22 protein-coding genes are annotated in these 23138 nt (G+C 65.7%); 13 read left to right on the forward strand and 9 right to left on the reverse strand.

What is annotated here, in order from left to right:
* Nucleotides 1–120 precede the first annotated feature (120 nt).
* From VGU00_RS06140 to VGU00_RS06165, 6 genes are all read right to left on the reverse strand, one after another.
* Entirely contained in the window at nt 121–279 is a 159-nt protein-coding gene (locus VGU00_RS06140; RefSeq protein WP_327466567.1) for a hypothetical protein, read from the reverse strand.
* 150 nt (nt 280–429) lie between these two features.
* Entirely contained in the window at nt 430–1671 is a 1242-nt protein-coding gene (locus VGU00_RS06145; RefSeq protein ID WP_327466568.1) for a thiolase family protein, read from the reverse strand.
* Nucleotides 1672–1729: 58 nt separating this feature from the next.
* Nucleotides 1730–2593 (reverse strand): IclR family transcriptional regulator, encoded by an 864-nt coding sequence (locus VGU00_RS06150; RefSeq protein ID WP_327466570.1) that lies wholly within the window; start codon nt 2591–2593, stop codon nt 1730–1732.
* Between the two features lie 115 nt (nt 2594–2708).
* The gene (locus VGU00_RS06155) at nt 2709–3809 is read right to left on the reverse strand and encodes a Zn-dependent alcohol dehydrogenase (RefSeq protein WP_327466572.1); all 1101 of its coding nucleotides are present in this window, start codon (nt 3807–3809) and stop codon (nt 2709–2711) included.
* Entirely contained in the window at nt 3806–5398 is a 1593-nt protein-coding gene (locus VGU00_RS06160) for an AMP-binding protein (RefSeq protein WP_327466574.1), read from the reverse strand. Before VGU00_RS06160 ends, VGU00_RS06155 begins: the two co-directional genes overlap by 4 nt.
* Complete coding sequence (locus VGU00_RS06165) at nt 5395–6288, reverse strand: MaoC/PaaZ C-terminal domain-containing protein (protein ID WP_327466576.1); 894 nt, start codon at nt 6286–6288, stop codon at nt 5395–5397. Before VGU00_RS06165 ends, VGU00_RS06160 begins: the two co-directional genes overlap by 4 nt.
* 151 nt (nt 6289–6439) lie before the next feature.
* Here VGU00_RS06165 and fabG point away from each other — a divergent pair, with 151 nt between their 5' ends.
* The 8 genes from fabG to VGU00_RS06205 all read left to right on the forward strand — a co-directional run bounded on the left by fabG (nt 6440) and on the right by VGU00_RS06205 (nt 14525).
* Complete coding sequence (gene fabG, locus VGU00_RS06170; protein ID WP_327466578.1) at nt 6440–7174, forward strand: 3-oxoacyl-ACP reductase FabG; 735 nt, start codon at nt 6440–6442, stop codon at nt 7172–7174.
* A 143-nt stretch (nt 7175–7317) separates the two neighbouring features.
* Entirely contained in the window at nt 7318–8094 is a 777-nt protein-coding gene (locus VGU00_RS06175) for an ABC transporter ATP-binding protein (RefSeq protein ID WP_327466580.1), read from the forward strand.
* Nucleotides 8091–8801: an ABC transporter ATP-binding protein gene (locus tag VGU00_RS06180; RefSeq protein ID WP_327466582.1), complete on the forward strand. Its 711-nt coding sequence runs from the start codon at nt 8091–8093 to the stop codon at nt 8799–8801. Before VGU00_RS06175 ends, VGU00_RS06180 begins: the two co-directional genes overlap by 4 nt.
* A 2-nt stretch (nt 8802–8803) precedes the next feature.
* Nucleotides 8804–9682 carry a branched-chain amino acid ABC transporter permease gene (locus tag VGU00_RS06185; RefSeq protein ID WP_327466584.1) on the forward strand — a complete coding sequence of 293 codons (879 nt, stop codon included), beginning with the start codon at nt 8804–8806 and terminating at the stop codon, nt 9680–9682.
* A 2-nt stretch (nt 9683–9684) separates the two neighbouring features.
* Nucleotides 9685–10647: a branched-chain amino acid ABC transporter permease gene (locus VGU00_RS06190; RefSeq protein WP_327466586.1), complete on the forward strand. Its 963-nt coding sequence runs from the start codon at nt 9685–9687 to the stop codon at nt 10645–10647.
* A gap of 32 nt (nt 10648–10679) precedes the next feature.
* A complete protein-coding gene (locus tag VGU00_RS06195; protein WP_327466588.1) occupies nt 10680–11918 on the forward strand; it encodes an ABC transporter substrate-binding protein in 1239 nt (412 codons plus the stop codon).
* Nucleotides 11915–12949, forward strand: a complete 1035-nt coding sequence (locus VGU00_RS06200; protein ID WP_327466589.1) for a cyclase family protein — start codon at nt 11915–11917, stop codon at nt 12947–12949. The genes VGU00_RS06195 and VGU00_RS06200 overlap by 4 nt, the downstream gene beginning before the upstream one ends.
* Nucleotides 12950–12977: 28 nt before the next feature.
* Nucleotides 12978–14525 (forward strand): AMP-binding protein, encoded by a 1548-nt coding sequence (locus VGU00_RS06205; protein WP_327466591.1) that lies wholly within the window; start codon nt 12978–12980, stop codon nt 14523–14525.
* A 29-nt stretch (nt 14526–14554) separates the two neighbouring features.
* On the opposite strand, the gene VGU00_RS06210 is transcribed toward VGU00_RS06205, so the two are convergent.
* Nucleotides 14555–15193 (reverse strand): TetR/AcrR family transcriptional regulator, encoded by a 639-nt coding sequence (locus tag VGU00_RS06210; protein ID WP_327466593.1) that lies wholly within the window; start codon nt 15191–15193, stop codon nt 14555–14557.
* Nucleotides 15194–15494: 301 nt separating this feature from the next.
* Between VGU00_RS06210 and VGU00_RS06215 the strand changes: the two genes are divergently transcribed.
* From VGU00_RS06215 to VGU00_RS06230, 4 genes are all read left to right on the forward strand, one after another.
* Entirely contained in the window at nt 15495–16568 is a 1074-nt protein-coding gene (locus VGU00_RS06215) for a Zn-dependent alcohol dehydrogenase (protein ID WP_327466595.1), read from the forward strand.
* A gap of 32 nt (nt 16569–16600) precedes the next feature.
* Nucleotides 16601–17053: a DUF4334 domain-containing protein gene (locus tag VGU00_RS06220; protein WP_327466597.1), complete on the forward strand. Its 453-nt coding sequence runs from the start codon at nt 16601–16603 to the stop codon at nt 17051–17053.
* Between the two features lie 149 nt (nt 17054–17202).
* Nucleotides 17203–19467 (forward strand): TonB-dependent receptor, encoded by a 2265-nt coding sequence (locus VGU00_RS06225; RefSeq protein ID WP_327466599.1) that lies wholly within the window; start codon nt 17203–17205, stop codon nt 19465–19467.
* Nucleotides 19468–19671: 204 nt separating this feature from the next.
* On the forward strand, nt 19672–21201 hold the full coding sequence (locus VGU00_RS06230) for an acyl-CoA synthetase (protein WP_327466601.1): 1530 nt from the start codon (nt 19672–19674) through the stop codon (nt 21199–21201).
* Nucleotides 21202–21243: 42 nt separating this feature from the next.
* Here VGU00_RS06230 and VGU00_RS06235 read toward each other — a convergent pair whose 3' ends face one another.
* A complete protein-coding gene (locus VGU00_RS06235) occupies nt 21244–21936 on the reverse strand; it encodes a TetR/AcrR family transcriptional regulator (protein ID WP_327466603.1) in 693 nt (230 codons plus the stop codon).
* Between the two features lie 365 nt (nt 21937–22301).
* Between VGU00_RS06235 and VGU00_RS06240 the strand changes: the two genes are divergently transcribed.
* Nucleotides 22302–22751: a nuclear transport factor 2 family protein gene (locus tag VGU00_RS06240; RefSeq protein WP_327466605.1), complete on the forward strand. Its 450-nt coding sequence runs from the start codon at nt 22302–22304 to the stop codon at nt 22749–22751.
* A gap of 61 nt (nt 22752–22812) precedes the next feature.
* Here the strand turns inward: VGU00_RS06240 and VGU00_RS06245 are convergent, their stop codons facing one another.
* Nucleotides 22813–23103 carry a Dabb family protein gene (locus VGU00_RS06245; protein WP_327466607.1) on the reverse strand — a complete coding sequence of 97 codons (291 nt, stop codon included), beginning with the start codon at nt 23101–23103 and terminating at the stop codon, nt 22813–22815.
* Nucleotides 23104–23138 lie beyond the last annotated feature (35 nt).

Here is a 23138-nt window from a genome sequence, read left to right on the forward strand (position 1 = left end):
AATCCGCGCGGCGCTGTGAAGGTCGGCGCGAGCGACGGTGTGCGAATGTCGGCTATCGCCACATTTACTCTTCAGACCTGACATTCGCCAGCCGGCCAATCAGGATTTTGCGACATCCTTCTAGAGCATCACGTCCTTGAGGGTGCTGCCCGCAACCGCGGCGGCACCGATCGACAGGGCCATGTTGCCCACGAAGAATTCCGAGATTCCGACAACGGCGCTGAAGGCCAGCATCGCCGACGTCGTGATGGGAAGGGCGCCCGTAAAGCTTGCCATCATGCTCCTTGCGCCCGGCCGGCGTGCCCGCCACTACCGGTGGGATAGGTCCGGCGACCGCCCCTCTCTGCGCTTTCCCGGCGGACGGCGGCTTCGCGGCGGGAGGGCCGCGGGAGAGCCTTCGATCTGCAGGCGTATGCCGGGAGAGGCGAGCTAGCGCATCGATTCGAGGATGGTCACGACGCAGGCGGCCTCCTCGATACCGTGAAAGCCGCCGCCATTTTCGGCGAGCGCCAGCCGTGCTCCCTCGACCTGGCGTTTGCCGGCCTCGCCGCGCAGCTGGGTGACCAGCTCGACGATCTGGATCGCGCCGGTAGCGCCGATCGGATGGCCCTTCGACAAGAGTCCGCCCGACACATTGATCGGTCGCCGGCCGCCCAGCGCGCTGTCGCCGCTCTCGGCCAGCCGGCCGCCGTCGCCATAGTCGCAGAAGCGCACATTCTCGCTGTGCAGAATTTCGGCGATCGCCGACGCGTCGTGAAGTTCGGCGACATCGATATCGTCGGGCGACACGCCCGCACGGGCGTAGCAGGCGTCGGCGGCGGCGCGCGTCAGATGGCGGTCATAGTCCTCGGGGCCGCGGTCGCTGCTGCTCGATACCGCGACTCCGCGCAGGCGGACGGGTCTCGCCGCCGGCATGCGCCTTGTCGCGCCCTCGGATGCGAGAATGAGCGCGGCCGCGCCGTCGCTCATCGGTGCGCACATCGCACGCGTCACCGGCCAGCTCACCATCTTGTCGGCGAGGACCTCCTCCACCGTCATCGGGAAGCGATATTGGGCGATGGGGTTGTGCACCGAATGATTATGGTTCTTCGCCGCCACCGCGGCGATCTGGCGGGCGGTGGTGCCGAAGCGCGCCATGTGGAAGCGGGCCTGCGCCGCATAGATATCCATGAACACCGAGCGCTCGGCGGCGTTCGGCGGCGCGTCGGGCGGCGGGGCGAGCGCGTCGCCCATCGCGAGCAGGCGTGCCATATGCTCGTCGGCAAGCTCGCGGTCCCAGCTTCCCTTGAACGCCTCGAACATCTCCTGGCGTTTCTCGGGATAGTTCATCTTTTCGGCGCCGACGACGAGCGCGACCTCTGCGAGGCCCGCCTTGACCGCGGCATAGGCCTGGAAAAGCCCCGAACTCGAACTGGCACAGGCATTGTCGGTGTTGAAGATCGGGATGCCCGAGAAGCCGGCGGCACGCAGCGCGGCCTGGCCGCGCACCCCGTGCTGGCCCTCGAGCGCACCTTGGCGCGTGTTGCAGAACCAGGCCGCGTCGATACGGCCGCGCTCGATGCCGGCATCGGCGAGGGCAAGATCGATCGCTTCGGCAGCGAGACTCTTCACGCTTCGGTCGAGATGCTTGCCCAGGCGCGTCGAGGCGGCGCCGATTATCGTCACATCCATGTCGGAAATCCTCTGGTTGGGGACCGGGCCCGGGGCGGTCCCGGCACCATCAGGTCGGTCAGGAAACGGCCATCATCGCCTCGATCTCGCGCGCGATGTCGGCGATCGCCGGTCCGAACTCGGTCCAGAGGCGCTCTTCCTCGAGCATGAACGAAGGCCCCCCGATATTGATTGCGAACAGCTGGCCGTCGAAGGGCGTACGGATGGGGGCGGCGACGCCATAGACATTCTCCTGCCAGTCGCCGAGGCTCACGCAGAAACCCTTTTCCTCCACTTGCGCCTTCGCGCTCTCGATCCCTTCCGCGACCCTCGGCCAGTCGGCATATCTGGGTTCGAGCTCGGTGAGAATTTCCGCATATTCGTCGCCCGGCAGCGCGGCGATATAGGCCCGGCCGATCGAGGAAAGCGCGATCGGAAGCCGCGCGCCCGGAAACAGCCGAAGGCCGACCAGCGCCTCGCTTTCGAACGCGTCGGTGAAGATCATCGAGGTCCGGTCGCGCGTCGCCATCCCCACGTTGAACCCGGCACTGGCCGCAAACTGCTGGAGACGGGGGCGGGCGAGGCGCCGCACGTCGAGGTTGGCGAGCGCCACTTGCCCGACGGCGAAGGATTCGGCCCCGAGCTCATACATGCGGAAGCGCCGGTTGAACTGGAGGAAGCCGCACCGTGCGAGCGTGTAGGTGATCCGCGAGACCGTCGAGGCCGGAAGGCCGGTGCGCTCCGCCAGATCCGAATTGCCGAGCAGGCTGTCGCCCGCGCGAAACGCGCGCAGAACGTCGAGCGCGCGGCCGAGCGACTTCATATATTGGGGATCATTGTCGAGATCCTCATTCTCCGGGAGAAGCGCGAGATCGCCCGATTGCCTCGGACCGGACCGCCCCTCGGAGGTCATCTTGTCGCGCGAGTGTCCTGTCGTCGTCATGGCGTCTGCTCTTCCTCAAAATCCGTCCGCCGAGGCCGGCGGCCGCGACATGTCGCGGGCACCGTATAGGCAGGCGGGCCGACCGGCAATTCGGTGAAAGAGAACGGCAGGGGCATCAGTCGAAGACGACCACCGAACGCAGGCCGTCATTCTTCTCCATCTTCCGGAAGGCATCCTCGACCCCGTCGAGGCCGATGCGCTCGCTGATCATCCCGTCGAGATCGAGGCGGCCCTGCCGGTAGAGATCGAGATAGTATGGGATGTCGATCTGGAAGCGGTTCGAACCCATGAAGGAGCCGGTGAGCCGCTTCTCGGCGAGCAGCCCGCGGGCCTCGATTTCCAGCATGATGCCGGGTCCGATCGATCCGACCAGCACCGCGAGCCCGCGCGGGGCGAGGGCGGAAAAACAATCGGCGAGCAGACTGCTCCTGCCTACGGCATCGAACGCATAATCGGTGCCTCCGCTGCTGATGTCCGCCACGGCCTCAAGTGCATTGTCGCGGCTGCTGTCGACGACATGCGTTGCACCGAATTTGCGTGCGGCGGCCAGCTTGTCCGCGTTGACGTCGACCGCGATGATCGTCCGCGCGCCCGCGATCCGCGCGCCCTGGACGATGGCGCTTCCGACCCCGCCGCAGCCAAACACGACGACCGACGAACCGGGGGTCACCTGCGCGGTATTGAGAACCGCGCCCATCCCGGTGAGGACGGCGCATCCGAGCAGCGCGGCCCGGTCGAGCGGCGTGTCGTCGTCGACCCGGACGACCGCGCGCTCGTGGAGCAGCATATATTCCGAGAGGCCGCCGAGATCGGAGAAGGCGAGCATCTTCGCATCGCCCTGCGCGAGCCGGCCGCGCGAGCCCTTCGGACGGCGCACCGCAGAGCGGTTGCGGCAGAGGTGCGGGCGCCCGACGATGCACTGCTTGCAGGTCCCGCACGCGATCGAGTTGCAGGCGACGACCTTGTCGCCTTCGCGGACCGTGGTGACGGCCTTGCCAACCTTCTCGACGATGCCCGCCGCCTCATGGCCCATGACGCTCGGGACGGGGAAATGGGTCACCGCCCCGTTGCGATAATGAAGGTCGCTGTGACATATCCCGCAGGCACAGGTACGGACGAGCACCTCATTGTCCGCCGGGTCGTCGACCTCGACCTCTTCGATCGAGACGGGACCGCCAAAGGTCCGCAGGATGGCGCTGCGTGCGTGTCGGGTCATGCTTTTTCCTGTTCAGATAGGGTGGGATCGTTGCCGTCGGGCCCGGCCTGCGTTGCCGGCCGACGCGCGAGATAGTCTTCGCGCACGAGGCGCTTGCGGATCTTGCCGGATTCCTCGCGGGGCAGCGCCGCCACGAAGGCGATTTGGCGCGGGAGCTTGAAGCGGGCGAGGCGTCCGGCGAGAAAGTCCGCGATCATGGCCTCGTCGAGCGAGTCCGGCTCTATCGCCTGCACGACCGCGACCAGCGCCTCGCCATAGGTCTCGTCCGGAATGCCGAACACCGCGGCATCGCGTACCCCGGGACAGGCGGCGAGAACCGCCTCGATCTCGGCGGGATAGATGTTGACGCCGCCCGAAATGACGACGTCGCGCTTGCGATCGCACAGAAAGAGAAATCCCTGCTCGTCGAGATATCCGACATCGCCGGTCCGGATGAGGTCGCCGCTGCGCAGCGCGTTGCGCTCCTGTTCGAGATTATGATAGGTGAAATCCGGATGAGCGGCATTGCGCGCGGTGATTTCGCCGATCTGCCGCGTGGGCAGGGGGCGGCCGTCTTCATCCTCGATCCGCAGCGTCACGCCATAAGCCGCCTTGCCGACGGTGCCCTTGTGCCCGAGCCACTCGAAGCTGTCGCAGAAGGTCAGCGGTCCATGTTCGGTCGACCCATAATATTCGCAGATCACGGGCCCGAGCCAGTCGATCATCCGCTGCTTGACGCTCGGCGAACAGGGGCCGCCGGCGTGGAGGATGAAGCGCAGGGAGCTCAGATCATAGGCTGCGCGGGTGTCAGCCGGAAGTTCGAGCAGCCGCACGAAGATCGTCGGCACGGCGTAGACATGCGTGATCCGGTGGCGCTCGATATCGGCCAGAAAGGCCTCGGGCTCGAACTTCGGCGACAGGACCAGCAGCTCGGCGAGCCTGAGCGCGCGAAGCGCGAAGAAGTTGGGTGCCGTGTGATAGACGGGGGAGGGGACGAGAACGCGCGAGCCCGCCTCGATGCCGAAAATCTGCGATCGCATGCGATCGCCCGCGGCAGCAACCTCCGCTGTCGCGAGTTCCCGCCGGACGCCCTTCGGCTTGCCCGAGGTGCCCGAAGTATAGATGAGGCTTTCGGTCGCCGGCAGCGGCTCGCCGAGGTGCCGCTCCTGGCCCTCGATCCACACCGACCAGATTTGCGGTTCGCGGCGCGGCGCTCCGGTAGGGGCGCCACGGCCGCGTTCGGGCGATCCGGCGCCGCTCGGCGCTTCCGCCGGCGCAACCTCGAGGATCGACAGCTCCGGGGGGAGCCGGTCCGCAATCTTGTCGAGAAGATCTGCGTGCGCGACGAGCACCGCGGGAGCGCTGTCATCGATCACATGCATGATCTCGTCCGCCTCGAAGTGCCAGTTGATCGGCACCGGATAGGCTCCAAGCATCTGCGCTGCGAGCGAAGCCTCGAGGAAGACGGGGTCGTTGCGCAGCAGCAAGCCCACGCGCGATCCGGGGGCGATTCCGAGGGCACGAAACCCGCTCGCCGCGCGCTGCACCCTCTCGGTGAGACGGGCCGCCGGGATTAGCGTCTCGCCATAAATCATGTCCGCTCTGGTCACTGGACCGTTTCTCCTGCTGCGGGCGCGAAGCGCGCGAGGCCCGCATCGAGCGCGGGGACGTCGCGCTCCCCGATCAGGGTGCGGAAGCGGCTCTCCTCGAATATCTCGGTGACGAGCGTCTCGCCCGGCACGACAGGCGCCGTGAAGCGCGCCGACATCGAGACGAGGCGCGCCGGATCGCCGGGCGCAAGATGACGGGCGAGCGCCCAGGCGGCGATGCCGAAACTGCACATGCCGTGCAGGATCGGCGCGCGAAAACCGGCGGCGCGCGCCACCTCGGGATCGGCATGAAGCGCGTTCATGTCGCCGTTGAGCCTGTAGAGCAGCGCCTGGTCCCTGCGGGTCGCGAAGGATGAAGCGGCGAGGGCAGACGATTCGGGGCCGGTACGGGGTGCCGCCGGCTGGGCATCCCCCGGCGCATAGCCGGAGAGTCCGCGCAGCAGATGCTTCTGGCTGACCCTTGCGACAAGCTCGCCCGTGTCGTTGAAAATTTCGCGCGAACTGCTGAGGACGGACCCCCGGCCCGCGCCGCGGTCGCGTAGGCCGTCGATCCGCGTCGTCCCCCTGACCCGTCCGGCGACGGGGAGCGGACGCAGCAGCTCGAAGCTCTGCTCGATATGCAGGATGTTGGCGCTACCGATGCCGAGCGCCGGCTCGCCGAGCCAGAAGCCGGGATAGCCGAGGATCAGAGCCATCGAGGGAAAGGCGGTGAAGTCGCGCCGGGCGGGATCGACGAAGCGCAGCGCTGCGGTATCGAGCGGATCGCTGCCGATCCCGATGGAAAGCGCATAGAGCGCCGCGCGCTGCGGCGTGACGGTCATTTCGGCGTCGGGAACCTGCCAAGCCAGCAGCCGCGAGGCTCGGGCGGCCATATCGTCGGTCGCGTCCATCCGCTTGCTTGCCTCCTCCCTATTCGCCCCGCGCATCGCGCGGCGACGAGCGTTTCGTTGCTCGCTCAAAATATGGAAATGATTTCCATTGACAACAAAAAAATCTGAAAATAATTTCCATTTTTAGGAAAGACGGGAGCGGCAGAGCAGGATGGATCTGGGACTGGCAGGGAAATGCGCCATTGTGACCGGCGCGGGCGGCGGCCTCGGCGAAGCCATTTCGAGCCTGCTTGCGGACGAGGGCGCGCATGTGATCATGGCGGATATTGATGGGGAGGCGGCAGAGGCGGCCGCCGGCCGCGTCCGCGCCGCTGGCGGCAGCGCGGCGCCGGCACTATGCGACGTGACGTCCGAAGCGTCGGTCGCAGCGCTGGCCGCGGGTGCGGGCGGCATCGACATTCTCGTCAACAATGCCGGCTTCACGCGCGACATGCGGATCGGGAAGATGGCGGAGAGCGACTGGGACCTGGTCGTCGACGTGATCCTGAAAGGCGCCTTCTACTGCACCCGCGCCGTGGTCGAGCCGATGAAGGCGCGGGGCGGGGGACGGATCATCAATATCTCGTCGCGGGCGTATCTCGGAAATCCCGGACAGGCCAATTATTCGAGCGCGAAAGCCGGGCTGATCGGATTTACCCGCGCCATGTCGCTCGAGCTCGGCCGCCACGCGATCACGGTGAACGCGATCGCGCCCGGGATCATCGATACGCCGGCCGTGCGTGCACTGCCTCACTTCGAATCGATCCGCGACAATGCGGCGAAGACGGTCGCGATCGCCCGCATGGGCGAGCCCGGGGACATAGCGGCGGCGGCGGCATTCCTGGCGTCGTCGTGCGCCGGCTACATCAGCGGCGAAGTCCTCCATGTGACCGGGGGGCGATACTAGCCCGAGCGGCGCGATGGCGAAAAATGACCGGGAAGACCGGCAAGGGAGAGATGCATGGGAATGGGCGCACGGGCAATTCACGCCGCAGACATGAGGGGGGCGCGGCTGCCGCTGCGCGGCAGCTGCAGCGCAAGGGGGCGCGCATGACGGGAGCCGAGCCGCTCGTCGAAGTGCGCGACGTGACGGTCCGTTTCGGCGGTATCGTCGCTCTCGACGGCATTTCCTTCGATATTCGGCCGGGCGAACTGCTCGGGCTGATCGGTCCCAACGGGGCGGGCAAGACGACGCTCTTCAATTGCCTCAGCCGTCTCTACACCCCGAGCTCGGGCGACATTCGCGTCGAGACACGCTCGATCCTCGGGCTGCCGCCGCACCGGATGGCGGCGCTTGGTCTCGGGCGGACCTTCCAGAATGTCGCCCTGTTCGACGGCCTCAGCGTGCGTGACAATGTGCGGATCGGCACGCACAGCGTATCGCGGTCGGACCCTCTCTCGGACGCGCTCCGGGGCCCCTGGGTGCGCCGCCGCACGGCCGTGGCCGATCGCAAGGTCGACGAGATACTTGCGTGGCTCGAGCTTGGCGCCGTCGCGGACATCCTCGCCGGCGATCTTCCCTTCGGAACGCGCAAGCGCGTCGAGATGGCGCGGGCGCTCGCAAGCGGGCCGAAGCTGCTCATGCTCGACGAACCGGCGGCCGGGCTCAACCGTGCCGAGGTCGACGAGCTGGCGCTGCTCTTGCGCCGCGTGCGCGCCGAGAGCGGCGTCTCGGTCCTGCTTGTCGAGCATAATATGGGCCTCGTCATGGGCGTATCCGACCGCATCGTCGTGCTGAACTTCGGCCGGAAGATCGCCGAGGGAATCCCTTCCGCCATTCGCGACGATCCGCGCGTCGTCGAGGCCTATCTGGGGGAAGCGGCATGAAGCCGCTGCTCGAGGTGCGGGGTCTCAGCGCCGGCTACGGCCAGATCGACGTGCTGCGCGGGCTCGATTTCACGGTCGGCGAAGGCGAAGTGCTCGCGCTGCTCGGCGCGAACGGGGCGGGCAAGACAAGCTGTCTGCGCGCGCTGAGCGGGATTTCGCGGCGAGACGGTGAGATCCGGTTCGACGGCGTGCGGATCGACCGCGCGGCGCCCGAGGCAATCGCCCGGCTCGGGATCGCGCATGTTCCCGACGACCGCGGAACCTTCGCGAGCCTCAGCGTCGACGAGAATCTGGCGCTCGGCGCGATGGCGCGTGCGAACGATGCCTCGATCAACGCGGACCGCGAACGCTGCCTCGACCTGTTTCCCCGCCTTCGCGAACGGCGCGCCCAGCAGGCGGGAACGCTGTCGGGCGGCGAACAGCAGATGCTCGCCATTGCCCGGGCGCTGATGATGCGCCCGCGTCTCATCCTGCTCGACGAGCCGAGTTTCGGCGTCGCGCCGATCATCGTGCGGCAGATTTTCGACGTCCTCGCCGAGATCCGCAGGTCGGGCACCGCCATGCTGCTCGTCGAGCAGAATACGGCGCTCGCGCTCGAACTCACCGATCGCGCCTGCCTGCTCGAGTCCGGCGAAATCATCCTCTCGGGGAGCGCCGACGAAATCGGCAGCAACGACGGCGTGCGCGCCGCCTATCTGGGGCATTGACGATGGAACAACTGGTCACGCAGCTGATCGACGGCATCTCGGCTGGGAGCATCTATGCCTGCATGGCCCTGTCGGTGGTCATGATCTACCAGGCGATCAACCATCTCAATTTCGCGCAAGGCGAGATGGCGATGTTCTCGACCTATCTCGCCTGGCAATTGCTCCAATGGGGACTGCCCTACTGGGTCATCTTCCCGGCGATCGTCGCGGCGTCCTTCGCGATCGGCTATGCGGTCGAACGCGCCGCGATCCATCCGCTGCGCGGCGCGTCTGAGCTCAGCCATGTGGTCGTGTTCATCGCACTCTTCTCGATCTTCAACAGCGCCGCGGGATTCATCTGGGGCTTCGGCGTCAAGAGCGTCCCGTCGCCGTTCGGCGAAGGACCGCTGTTCGAAGGCGCGCTGCTCGGAAAGCACCAGGCCGGCATCCTCGTGGTCACCCTCGTCCTCGTCGCGGCGCTGTGGGTTTTCCTCCGCCTCACGCGGGTGGGACTTGCGATGCGGGCCGCCGCCGCCAATCCCCGGAGCGCGCGGCTTGTCGGCATCCCTGTCGAGCGCGTGGGGGCGCTCGGCTGGGGACTCGCCTCGGCGATCGGCGCGGTGGCCGGCATGCTGATCGCCCCGATCATTTTCCTCGACCCCGGAATGATGATGTCGGTCCTCCTTTACGGGTTCGCGGGGGCCGTCCTCGGAGGGCTGACCAGTCCGCTGGGGGCGGTGCTGGGCGGCCTGACTGTCGGAATATTCGAGAAGCTGGTCGAGGCCTATGTCCCCGTGGTCGGCGAGCAGCTCAAACTGCCGATCGCGCTCGCGGTCATCATCGCCGTACTGCTCTTCCGTCCGAGCGGATTTCTCGGTCAGAAAATCGTGCAGAGGGTATGATCATGGAAGATGCGCTCCCGTCCGGTGTCGCCCGTGTGTCGCTTCGCCGCCGGCTCGCGCCGTTATGGCCCTGGCTGATCGCCATGGTCGCGCTCGCGCTTCCGTTCGCCGTGGACAGCTTCTCGCTCTTTCAGCTCACCATGGTGCTGATCTATGCGATCGCCATTCTCGGCCTCAATGTGCTCACCGGCATCAGCGGCCAGTTCTCGCTCGGCCATGGCGCCTTCTTCGCGCTCGGCGCCTACGCGACGGCCATCCTGCTCGAGGCGGGCGCCATGCCCTATCTCCTGACGATCCCGGCCGCGGCTATTCTCTGCCTCGTCGCGGGCTATCTGATCGGGCTTCCCGCTCTGCGGTTGAAGAGCGTGCATCTGGCGCTTGCCACCTTCGCGCTCGCCATCGCGATCCCCGAAATCGTGAAGCTGTCGATCTTCGAGCATGTCACCGGCGGTGTCCACGGCATCCTCGTCGGCGTGCCGCCGGTGCCCCCGGTGCTGAAGCAGGCGATCGGCGTCGATCAGTGGCTCTATTTCCTCACGCTGGGAATCGGCTTCGGCCTCTATCTCATGAGCTGCAACCTCGCCGACAGCCGTACGGGCCGGGCCCTGAAGGCGCTTCGCGAGAATGAGGTGGCCGCGGCATCGATGGGCGTTGCGACATCGCGCTACAAGGCGGTCGCCTTCGCAATTTCCGCGATGATCACCGGCATCGCCGGCAGCCTCTGCGCGCTCGTCGTGCAGTTCGTGGCGCCCGACAGCTTTCCCTTCCAGCTTTCGATCGCGCTCCTCGTGGGTCTGGTCATCGGCGGCATCGGCTCGTTACCCGGCGCGCTGGCCGGCGGCGTGTTCGTGGTTTTCGTCCCGAACATCGCCGAGAGCGTATCGAAGGGGCTGGCGGGGGCGATCTACGGCCTCCTTCTCATCGCGATCATCTTCTCGAACCGGAACGCGCTCGGTCGGCACTGAAGTGCCCCGTTGCCAGCATGTGAGCATCGATCATGATTGAAGATTATACCCGGCGCTTCGTGATCTCCGCCGCCGCCCTGATGGTGGCATCGCGCAGCAGTCTCTTCGACGGCTTCCGGTCCGAGCGGCGCAGCATCCGCGTCGGGCACACGACCGCTTATTCGGGGCCGGCCTCGGCCTATGGCACGATCGGGCGCACCGAGATCGCCTTCTTCCGGATGATCAACGCCAAGGGCGGGATCAATGGGCGTCCCGTAGATTTCATCACTTATGACGATGCCTATAGTCCCTCGAAGACGGTGGAACACACGCGCCGGCTGGTCGAACTCGACAAAGTCGATCTCCTGTTTCATCAATCCGGGACCGCCAATATCAAGGCGATCTCGGACTATGTCACGAGACGGGGAATACCGACGCTCTTCGTCGCGACCGGCGCCTCCAAGTGGGACGACCCCGCCCGCTATCCCCGGCTGATGGGCTGGGGGCCAAGCTATGCGTCGGAAGCCGCAACCTATGCCCGCCACGCGCTCGCGACCGTTCCGGGCGCGCGCATAGGGCTCCTCTATCAAAATGACGACTTCGGCCGCGACTATCTTTCGGGCGTGCGCGAGGTCCTCGGTCCCGGCGCGGCGGCGAGGCTCGCTGCGGTCTCCTATGCCGTCACCGATGCCACGATCGACGGCGCCATCAGCTCGCTCAAGGCGAGCGGCGCCAATGTCCTCATCATAGCGGCAACGCCCAAGTTCGCGGCGCAGGCTATCCGGCGGACCTACGAACTGGGCTGGCGCGCGAGGCGCTACCTGTCGGCGGTCTCGACCTCGCTCGCCGAGGTGCTGCGACCTGCCGGGCTCGAGGCAGCGCGCGGGCTGATCTCGGCGCATTCGCTCAAAGACCCCAGTGACAAGGCATGGGCGCGCTCGCCCGACCTCATCGCCTACCGGCGCTTCATGGCGGAATGGAACCCGGGCGGCGACCCGGAATCGGCCTTCAACGTGATCGGCTATGCGGCCGCGAGCAGCCTGGTCGCGGTCCTGTCGCGCTGCGGCGACGATTTTTCGGCCGAAAATATCATGGCGCGGACCGAGAGCCTTCGCGACGTCGAGATTCCGATGCTGCTGCCCGGGGTGAGGATGACGATCAGTCCCACCGATCATGCCCCGATCAGCTCGACCCGCATGATGCGATTCGACGGCGCGCATTGGGAGCTGTTCGGCGGCCTCGTCGACTCCGCCGCGCCATCGCGCGGCGCCCCGTCGGAGCATGCGCAATGACGGCAAGTCCGTCGCCGCGCTGGAGCCGCCGCCCCGAGGGCTCGAACTGGGGGGACTATGGCCCCGATGACGAGCTGGGGCGGCTCAACGAGCTTGGCCCCGACCAGGTGCTGAAGGGTGTGCGCGAGGTTCGCGAGGGCCTGACCTTTCTCCTGTCGCTGCCCCTCGATCTGCCGGGCGGCACCGCGCTCAACCCGCGGCGGCTGCCGCCGCGCCTGTTCGCGGTCGACCGCGGCGGCGAGCCGACCTTCAACCTGTCGCTGCCACGCAGCCGCGGAAGCTGGACCGACATCATCTCGGACGATGTCGCGCAGCTCACGCTTCAATATTCGACGCAGTGGGACGCGCTTTCGCATGTCGGCGGACATTTCGACGCCGACGGCGACGGCGTGGCCGAGAGGGTCTACTACAATGGGTGGAAGGCGGGCGAGCATATCTGCGATCCGGCGCGCGAGGCACCCTTCGAGGGATCCCGTGCGCGCCGCCTCGGGGTCGAGCATATCGCCGAGCATCGGATTCAGGGGCGCGCTGTGATGATCGATCTTCACGCGCATTTCGGCGATGCGCGCATGCTCGTCGGCATGGCCGAACTCGCCGCGGTGATGGAGGCGGACCGGGTGACCGTCGAGCCCGGCGACATGATGTGTTTCCACACGGGCCTTGCCGACATGATCATTGGCATGAAGGGCGCGCCCGACGGCGCGCGGCTCCACGCGTCCTGCGCCGTCCTCGACGGCCGCGACGCGGCGCTGAAGGCATGGATCCGGCGCTCGGGCGTGGTCGCGATCGTCGCCGACAATTTCGCGGTCGAGGCCTTCCCCGCGGCCGATGGCGGCGACTGCTGCGCCGCGCTGCCGCTCCATGAGCTGTGCCTGTTCCATCTCGGCATACCGCTCGGCGAGCTTTGGCGGCTCGGCGAACTTGCCCGCTGGCTCCGCAGCGCCGGGCGCTCGCGCTTTCTGCTGACGGCGCCGCCGCTGAACCTGCCGGGCGCGGTCGGCTCGCCGGTGAGCCCGGTCGCCACCGTTTGAGATCCGATTGCCGGGAGGAGAATGTCCGATGAAGCCGTGGGTGAAGATCGGGAGCGAACGCAGGTCCCATGCCGAGGTCCGCGCGCGCGCGCGCCAAGCGGCCGCGGGTTTCGAAATGCTCGGGATCGGGCAGGGGGATGTCGTCGCAATCTGCCTGCGGAACGACTTCGCGTTCCTCGAGGCCTCGCTCGGCGCACAGCATCTCGGAGCCTATGTCACGATGCTCAACTGGCACGCCACGGCGGCCGAGGCCGCTTATGTGCTTGCCGACAGCGGCGCGAAGATCCTCGTCGTCCATGACGATATTCTTCAGGCGATAGAGGCGTCGGTTCCCGAAGGCATCGAGCTGTTTTCGGTCCGCGCCTCCGCCGAACTGCGCCGCGAATATGGCTTGCCGCCGGCCGATCGGCCGATCGCCGGTCACGCGCACGACTGGGAGGGGTGGGTCGCCGCTTTCACGCCGATCGATATCGCGCCGCGCGCCTCGGGCGGCACGATGATCTATACATCGGGGACGACCGGCAAGCCGAAGGCCGTGCGGCGCGAGCCGCCGCGCCCCGAGGAGGCGCGTTCCACCTTCGAGGGCTATATGAAGGCCTATGGTGCCCGGTCGCATCGCGAACGCCCGGGAGAGATTGTGGCACTCGCGGCGGGCCCGCTCTACCACGCTGCCCCGTCCGCCTGGACCAGCTTCTATCTGAAACTCGGGGCAAATATCGTCCTCGAGCCCAAATTCGATGCCGCCCGCACGCTGCAGCTCATCGAGGAGGAGCACGTTACGCATATGCTCGCGGTGCCGACGATGTTCGTCCGCCTGCTGGCTCTGCCCGCCGAAACCCGCGCCGCGGCCGATCTCTCGAGCCTCGGCTTCGTCATGCACGGGGCTGCCCCCTGTCCGCCGCATGTGAAGCGCGCGATGATCGACTGGTGGGGGCCGATCGTGGCCGAACATTATGGCGGAACCGAATCCGGCGTTCTCACCTTCTGCTCGTCCGAAGACTGGCTCGCTCACCCGGGGACGGTCGGGCATGCGATGCCCGAAGTCGACTTGCGCATTCTCCGCCCCGACGGCTCCGAATGCGCTCCGGGCGAGACGGGAGAGATATTCGGCCGACGCCGGCTGTTCCCCGATTTCACTTACTTCGGCGACGCGGCCAAGCGGCAATCGGCTGAGCGCCATGGCCTCATTTCACTCGGCGATCGGGGATATCTCGACGAGGATGGCTATCTGTTTCTGACGGGCCGCGCGTCGGACATGATCATTTCGGGAGGCGTCAACATCTACCCGGCAGAGATCGAAAGCGAAATCCTGTCGCTTCAAGGTGTGAAAGATTGCGCGGTGTTCGGAATTCCGGACGAAGAGTTCGGGGAGCGCATCTGCGCAGTGGTCGAGCCCGAACCCGGCGCGACGCTGGATGCGGCCACCCTGAGCGCCGTCCTGCGGACGAGGCTTGCCAGCTACAAGATTCCCCGTCGCTTCGAGTTTCGCTTCGACCTGCCGCGCGAGGATTCCGGAAAGATCATGAAGCGCAAGCTGCGCGATCCCTTCTGGGTCGATGCGGGACGCAGCATCTGAGTTTCGAACCCTCGGGGGCTTTCGCCGCGTCAATCCGACATGAGCGCACGGTAGCTGTCTTCGAGCTGGCGGCGCTGCCGCGCGAAGGCCGCGTCGAGCAGATCGTCATTCTTGTTGAGGAGCCGTTCGAGCGCGAGCCCACGCACCGTGGCCAGCATCTGTATTCCGGCGAGGCCGGCCGCCCGTCTGTCGACGATGCCCATGTCATCGAACTCGAGCGAGAGAAGCTGCTTCTCGACGAGGTTTCGCGATTCGCCGACCTTCTCGAGGCGTTCGGACAGTTCGGGATCGGCCCTCGAGCCGAGCATGACCTCGAGAAAGGCGAACGCCCTAGGTTCCTTGTAGAGCGTCCACAGATAATCGATCCGCGCCATCGCTCTTGGCAGGCCCGGCGGAAAGGTGCGGACATAAGCCAGCGTATCTTCGCGCATCTCGTCGAGCAGTTGTTCCACCAGCGCCGCGTAGAGATCGGCTTTGGTCAGAAACTGCTTGGCGAGGGCGCCGCGACTGAGGCCCGCCCGGCGGGTCACCGCGACCATCGACGCGCCCGCATATCCGGCTTCGTGCAGGCATTCGATGGCCGCAGCGAATGCGCGCGCACGGGTCGAGCGCCTTCTTTCGGCGTGCGATCCGCGAGAGCCGGTGGCACTCATTTCGATGGCCGCCACCCTCGTCTTGCTCTCGGCAAGGCGAGACGGTGCGGGGGCGCAAGCCGCGCGGTTGGCAAGGATGGGGGGAGCGTCTTCGGCGGCGATGTCGCGGGCCGCGCACGGCGCCGCAGCCAAGGATCGGATCTCTGCTTTATCAGGGGTCATATATGCTTCCAATAATCTGCACCGATAATTTGTGGAATAGCGAAAAACGGCGATTGACTATGATAATTTGGAAGCATAGGTGTTTCCAAATTACGAAGTTGCTTCGAGCGACTCGAATGGGAGAAGAGATTCGATGGGCGTCACCAGAGCTGCCGTGCTGCGCGAATTCGGGAAGCCGGTCGAAATCGAAACCTTGCACGTCGACGATCCGGGCCCGGGCGAAGTGCTCGTGCGCACTGCAGCGTGCGGCGTCTGCCACAGCGATCTTCATTTCAAGCAGGGCTCGATGCCGATCAGTCCCTGTCCCTCGATCATGGGGCACGAGGCCGCCGGGATCGTCGAGGCCGTCGGAAGCGGCGTCACGTCGCTCGTGCCGGGAGATCATGTCATCGCCTGCAACTCGGTCGGCTGCGGCCAATGTCCGCAGTGCATGCTGGGACGTCGGCACCTCTGCCGCGACAGGAGCTGGCTCCGCCGCCCCAAGGGCAACGGACCGCGCTTCTCCAAAGGTGAGGAGAAGATCGCGCCCTTCACCGATCTTGGCGGTTTCTCGGAGTATATGCTTCTTCCGGAAGCCTCGGTGCTGCGCATCGAAAAGGATATTCCGCTCGAGCATGCCGCCCTGCTCGGGTGCGCGATCATCACGGGCGTGGGGGCCGCGCTCAACACCGCCCGTATCAAGCCGGGATCGACGGTCGCGGTGTTCGGATGCGGCGGAATTGGAAGTTCGATCGTCCAGGGCGCCCGCATTGCCGGTGCCGAGAAGATCATTGCCATCGACCTCGTTGCATCGAAGCGCGAGCAGGCGCTCCGCTTCGGGGCCACCGATGCCATCGACCCCACCGCCGGAGACGCAGTGGAGGCGATCCGCGAGTTGACCGGTGGAGGTGCGGATTACGCCTTCGATGCGGTCGGCAGCGTGGAGCTGATGCGACAATCCATCGCCGCGCTCACCGTTCGCGGGACAGCGGTGCTGGTCGGCGCGCCGCCGCGCCGCGAACGCCTCGAGCTGTCGCTTGGCGAGTTGATGTCCGAGAAGCGGATCACGGGTTCGCTGATGGGATCGAGCCGGTTCAAGCTCGATGCACCCTATTATCTGGAACTCTACCGTCAGGGGCGGCTCGATCTCGAGGGTCTCGTATCGCACCGGGTGCCGCTCGATCGGCTCGAAGACGCCTTCACGGCTATGGAGCGCGGCGAGGCCATGCGCTCGGTGGTTATATTCTGAGCGGCGTCGCCGCATAGCCAAGGGAGAATGAGATGAGCGTCGCACAGGAGATGACTGCGCAGCAGCGTTTCGAGGAGATGGTCGAAGGCCGCGAGATCGCAAGCTATGCCGAGATCAAGCCGCTGTTCCTCGAGCTCGAAGGGACGACCAACGAGTTCATGTTCGGGCAGTGGCAAGGCGGCAGCTTCAGCGGCCAGACCACGATCAGCAATTTCTACGGCAAGCGCTTCAACACGCCAGAGCATTGCGAGCCGATGCTGCGCACCGACGAAGACGGTAAGGTCTATGCCTGGGGGGATTGGGGCGAGGCCCGCCTTCGCGAGATTCGATATTGGGACAAGGTGCAGTCGGCCGTGATCTACGACGATCGGCCGCTGATGGACTATTTTCGCAAGGTCAATGACGACCTCGTCATCGGTCTGGGCGACTGGAAGGGCAAGCCGAAGGGCTTTTTTTGGCTTACTCGCGACAAGGCCGCCGCCTAGCTCCGCGCTCGCTGACAATTGAGAGACGAAGACCGGAAACGGACGGCGCCCGCAGGGGCGCCGCCCGAAAAGGGGAAGCTGCGCCCGGTTGGGCGGGCAGCGCGGCCGAATGGCGGCGAAAAAAACGACAATCGGGAGGAGGAAACAAAATGAAGCGACTGAAGTTCATCATCGGAGCCGGCATCGCGGCCATGGCGTTGGCGCAGGCGGGAGCGGCACAGGCCGCCGACGCAGCCGCAGAGGGCGCTGCGGATAACGCCGACATGGCAGCGACAAGCGAACCGGCGAGCGGCGAGATCATCGTCACCGCACAGAAGAAATCCGAAAGCATTCGTGAGGTCCCGGCGACGATCCTCGTCAAGGATGCCGACCAGCTGATCACCGCCGGGATCCGGTCGCCTACCGACCTCGGCAACGCGTTTCCGGGCCTTGTCTTCACGCGCCTTGCAACCTCGGCGCAGCCGGCAATCCGCGGCATCACCAGCACCGCGGTCAGTAGCGCGGGCGGCATCGAACAGCCAGTTGCTGTCTATATCGACGGCATTTACAGCGCCTCCCAGTCGAACAATCTCGCGTTCGATCCCACGATGGTGTCGCGCATCGAAGTGCTGAAGGGGCCGCAGGGCACCGTGTTCGGGCGCAATGCCGTCGGCGGCGCGATCCTCGTCTATTCGCGCGACCCCGATCTTGGCGCCGTCAAGGTCGACGGCTCGGTAACGCTCAGCCGCTTCGGCGGCGGTGCGTCGAATGCCGTAACCAACAATGAGCAGCGCCTGTTCGTCAGTGCGCCTCTCGTCGAGGATCGGCTCGGCGTGAGCCTGTCGGGCGTTCGCACCTTCAATTCGGGCTTTCTGACCAACATCAGCCCGGGGTCGGACGGCCGCTACGGCCGCTCACTCACCGAGAATCTCGCCGCCAAGCTGCTCTGGGAACCCAATAATAGCATCCGGGTGTCGCTGAGCGCTCGCTACAGCCATCTCAATATCGAGACGGCGAGCTCGATCCAGAACCGGGGCTCGCGCGCGCTCCAGGTCAACGGCAGCGGTCAGCTCATCTATCCGGACACGATTATCGGGGAAGAACCCTGGGAAGTTGCTTTCGACGTCCCGGGCAAGAGCATTCTCAAATCCTACGCCCTGACCCTGCGCGCCGATTTCGATACCGACATCGGCAATTTCACCTCGCTGACCGGTTATCAGCGCGTCATGCCTTCGGGCCGCGGCGACGTCGAAGGCGCCTGGTCGCCCAACTGCCTTGCCGTGCGGCGCTGCCAGGATCTGCGCTGGTTCTACCGCCAGCCTCTCTTCCTCTCACAGGAATTCAACTACGCCTCGCGCGACTTCGGTCCCTTCTCCTTCATCGCCGGCGTCTACGGACTGCATATCGTGAACGAGACCGAGGCAAGCCTGTGGGGCGACACCTTCCTCTATCTGTCGCGCGCGAAAACCGACTCCTTTGCCGCTTATGGCGAGGGAACGCTGAAACTCACGGATCGCTTCTCGATCCTCGCCGGTATCCGCTACTCCTTCGATACGCTGTCGCTGCGCGGGACGAACATCAAGGGGGCGGCCTTTACCCAGCCGAACGAGAAGAGCTGGAGCGCCGCCACCAGCCGTCTCGGGATCAAGTGGGAGGTGACCGACACGCTCAACTTCTATTCGACCTTCAGCCAGGGCTACAAGAGCGGGTTGCTCTCCTACTCGGCGTTCAACCAGCTGGTGAATGGTGTCATCGTCCCGCGCACTCCGGGCGCGGCTGTCGATCCCGAGCATCTCGACGCCTATGAGGCGGGGATCAAATTTGCCGACCGCGGCGTGACGTTCAACCTGTCGGGCTTCCACTACAAATATAATGATCTCCAGGTTCAGAGCTATGTGAACAACGTCATCGTTACCGCGAATGCGGCGAAAGCCAGCGTTACCGGTGTCGATTTCGACGGGTCTTTCATGGTCGCGCCGGCACTGAGGCTGTCCGGGGGCGGTTCGTGGCTGCCGCGCGCCCGATATGACAGCTACACGGCCGCGCAGACCTTCCCGCTCGTCAACGGTCAGCCGGTCTCGGCAAATGCGGACGCCAGCGGACAGCGCCTCATTCGCGCCCCGAAGTGGATCTTGTCGGCGGGCCTCGACTATTCGCCGGAAATCGCTGGCGGCGAAGCAAACTTCAATATCGGTTACAATTTTTCGTCGCGCTACAAGCACGACGTCATGGGCTATGTGCCGCAGGGCAAATATGGCGTGTGGAATGCTTCGGCGAGTTTCACGCCGCAAGACAGCAACTTCAAGGCGACGCTGTTCGTCCGCAACATCACCAACACGGCCTATGCCGCGGGCTCGAGCATCAACGACAACGGATATAATGTCGCCTATTCGCCGCCGCGCGAGATCGGCCTGACGTTGGGCTATAAATACTAGCCTGCTCCAGGGAGCAGGAACGGGGGGCACTCGTTCCGGCTTCTGCCCGAAGTCGCCGGCCTCTCCGGCGTTCAGATGCGGGCGCGACTGGGGAGCCGCAGCCACGCGGCTCCCCCTTTCCTTCAAGAGGCTGGACCGGCAGCCCCGGCGCCGCCGCGCTCTGCGCCGCCGCCGAGAAACCGGCGAAACGACCGAGGATCTGCCATGCACCCATCATTTCACGCGGCGCGGACGCCGGACAAGCCGGCCTATATCATGGGGTCGGGCGAGGCAGTGAGCTATGCGCAGCTCGATCGCCGCTCCAATCAATATGCCCACCTCCTGCGCGCCCGCGGACTTGCCGCAGGCGACACGATAGTTTTCAGCATCGGCAATTCTCCCGAGTTTCTGCAGATTGCATGGGGAGCGCAGCGAGCGGGCCTCCGCTACGTCCCGGTTTCGAACAAGCTCACTGCCGACGAAATTGCCTATATCGCCGCCGACTGCGACGCCCGGCTGATCATCGCGTCGCACTCGCATTGCGAACTGGCGGACAGCATTGCAGCCCAGGACTGTCGCCCGGCGATGTTTGCGCTCGGCGTGCCGATGCCGGGCTTCGAAGATTTGGCGGGTGCGCTCGCCGCCATGCCCGACACGCCCCTCGCCGACGAGACGGCGGGGGTCGAGATGCTCTACTCGTCGGGAACGACAGGGCGTCCCAAAGGCATCGCAGCGCAGCGCGATGCTGCGCGCAGGATCGACGCGCCCGAGCCCGTGACCGAGGCGATCCGGTCGAAGTTCGGCGTCTCCTCCGACTCCGTCTATCTCTGCCCCGCGCCGCTGTATCACGCGGCTGCGATACGCTGGTGCATGGCAATGTCGCGCATCGGCGCGACCGCAGTGGTGATGGAAAAATTCGACGCCGAGGCTGCGCTTGAACTCATCGGCCGCTATGCGGTTACGCACGCCCAGTTCGTGCCGACCCATTTCGTGCGCATGCTCAAGCTGCCTTCCGGAGCGCGCGAGCGCGCCATGACCAGCTCGCTGCAGGCGGTCATCCATGCGGCGGCTCCTTGCCCGATCCCGGTCAAGGAGGCGATGCTCGCTTGGTTCGGCCCGATCATATACGAGTATTATGGCGGCTCCGAGATGAACGGGAGCACGTCGATCGGTCCTCGCGAATGGATGGAACATAAGGGTTCGGTCGGTCGCTCCGCGACCGAAACCGTGCACATCTGTGACGAGCAGGGAAGGGAATTGCCACCCCGCTCCGAAGGGCTTGTCTATTTCTCGGGCGGCCGCGATTTCGAATATCACAATGACCCCGAGAAGACGCGCGATGCGAGGCATCCCGAGGGGTGGACGACCCTCGGCGACATCGGTTGGCTCGACGAGGACGGCTATCTCTATCTGACCGATCGCAAGAGCTTCATGGTCATCTCGGGCGGCGTGAATATCTATCCGCAGGAGATCGAGAATCTTCTCATCACGCATCCTCGCGTCGCCGACGTCGCGGTTATCGGCGCGCCCGACGACGACATGGGCGAGCGCGTCGTCGCAGTGGTTCAGCCGGCGCAATGGTCCGACGCGGGCGAAGCGCTGGCAGCCGAACTCGACGCCTTTGCCCGTGATCGGCTGTCGCACGTGAAAGCGCCCCGCCAATATGATTTCCGCCAGGAACTGCCGCGTCTCGATACCGGCAAGCTCGCGAAGCGCAGCCTGCGCGATGCCTATTGGCTGGGGCGCGGGAACTGAAGGGCGGACAGGGAGCACACAACGCTCGGCGCCGGAAGCGGACTAAGTGGGCGCCATGAGGGCGCGAAGCGTGGCCTCGATCTGTTTGCGCTGAAGGAGAAACGCCGCCTCGAGCGTGGCGCCGTTTCGATTGAGGATGCGCTCGATTGCCAGCCCGCGCACCGTCGCGAGCATCTGGATCGAGGCAAGCCCGGCGGTCCTGCGGTCCGATATGCCCATGTCGTCGAAATCCGTAGCGAGCAGTTCGCGCTCGATCAGATATCGCGATCGTCCGACCCGCGCGAGCCTTTCGGAAAGCTCCGGATCGCTGCGTGCGCCCAGCATCACCTCGATGACGGCGAAGGCCTGCGCATGCTTGTACAACTCCCAGATCGCATCGACGCGGGCCATCGCCCGGGACAGGCCGCGCGGGAAGGTACGGACATGCGCGAGCGCCGTCTCGCGCATTTCGTCCAGAAGATGCTCGACCAGCGCCGCATAGAGGTCGGCCTTGATCGGGAATTGCTTCGCCAACGCGCCGCGACTGATGCCGGCGCGCTTCGCGACGGCCAATATGCTCGATCCGGCATAACCCATTTCGTGAAGCAACTCGGTCGCGGCCGAAAAGGCGCGCGCGCGGGTCGTCTCGCGGCGGGCGGCGTGCGTGCCGCGGCTTCCCGGACCGACGGCTGAAGTTGGCCGGTCGGACGGCGTTCCGCTTTCGCGATCCTCGTTCTGCGCTTCGATGCTCTCCATCGGACCGGAATACGGATCATGGGCGCCTGCCGCAACGCTTCTCGCCGCAGTCTTTCGCATTCGCGTCCCGTTTCCCGAAGGTCGACGCGCCGCTGGATGCGCGACGAGGCGTTCGGGCTGCCGTCCGCACGAGCCGGCAAACCCTGCCGCTGCCCGGGCGGCGAGTGCCTTGAAGCCGCTTGCGGAAAGCCGAGACACCCCCCCCCGAAAGCTCGAAGACTGGGCGGTACCATTTAGCGCCGCGACACCGCCCGGCTGCGAAGATCGCACGCGCTGCAAATATGGGCTTGAACATACCGCCTTGCTCCGCTCGAATGGCGGTGCACGGTAATCATAATGCCGCGGTTTGGGAGTGGAAACAGATCATGACAGAAGCGGTCAACCTTGGTGCGATTGAGGAAATCCGGCTGCTCAAGGCGCGCTATGTGCGCGCGCTCGATACAAAGGATTGGCCGCTTTTGCGCAGCTTGCTGACCGACGACATGATCGCAGACTTCCGCGAAATGCCGGGCGGGGAACCCGACGAGCGATTGATGACGAACGGGGGCGATGCCTTTGTGGCGAGCGTCGCGGCCGAACTCGACAAGGCCACGACGGTCCATCATGTCCACAGCTTCGAAATCCGCTTCACAGGCGCGCGCGATGCCGAGGGCGTATGGGCGATGGACGACCATTTCTGGGCGGGGGAGGGGGGCGATCTTGCCGGGCGATCGCGCCACGGCTTCGGGCATTATCATGACTGCTACCGCAAGGCGAGCGGCCGGTGGCTGATCGCGAAGACCCGGCTCAGCCGCATCCGGGTCGTGCGCGACTGACGCTGTCCGCGCGCGTGCCGGCGTCGGCAAAGCGATGGCGAGGAACAAGGGCGTGCTGCCCTCACACCGTTTCGATGTCGACCTCGACGGGGTCAACAAGCGGTATCAGCCATGCGAGTAGCGCGACGTGCAGGGGGTGACCACCATAGGCCTCGAGCGCGGAGGCATCGCTGAACCGCATGAACCCGCCCGTCTCATATCCCCCGGTCCGTTTGGCGAGGTTCTCGCCGACCTGAACTTCGATCAGGCCTGGAATTTCTCCCTCGAAGCGTCGAATCTCGGCGATGGCCCGGTCGCGGTCTTCTGCGGTGGCTTGCGGTGCCCACCGGAAGGCAAACATGTGGATCAGCATGATATCTCCAGACGATCAAACGGACCTCGCGGCGA

Origin of the sequence: Sphingopyxis sp., from assembly GCF_035944815.1 — a bacterium.
Classification (GTDB): Bacteria; Pseudomonadota; Alphaproteobacteria; order Sphingomonadales; family Sphingomonadaceae; genus Sphingopyxis.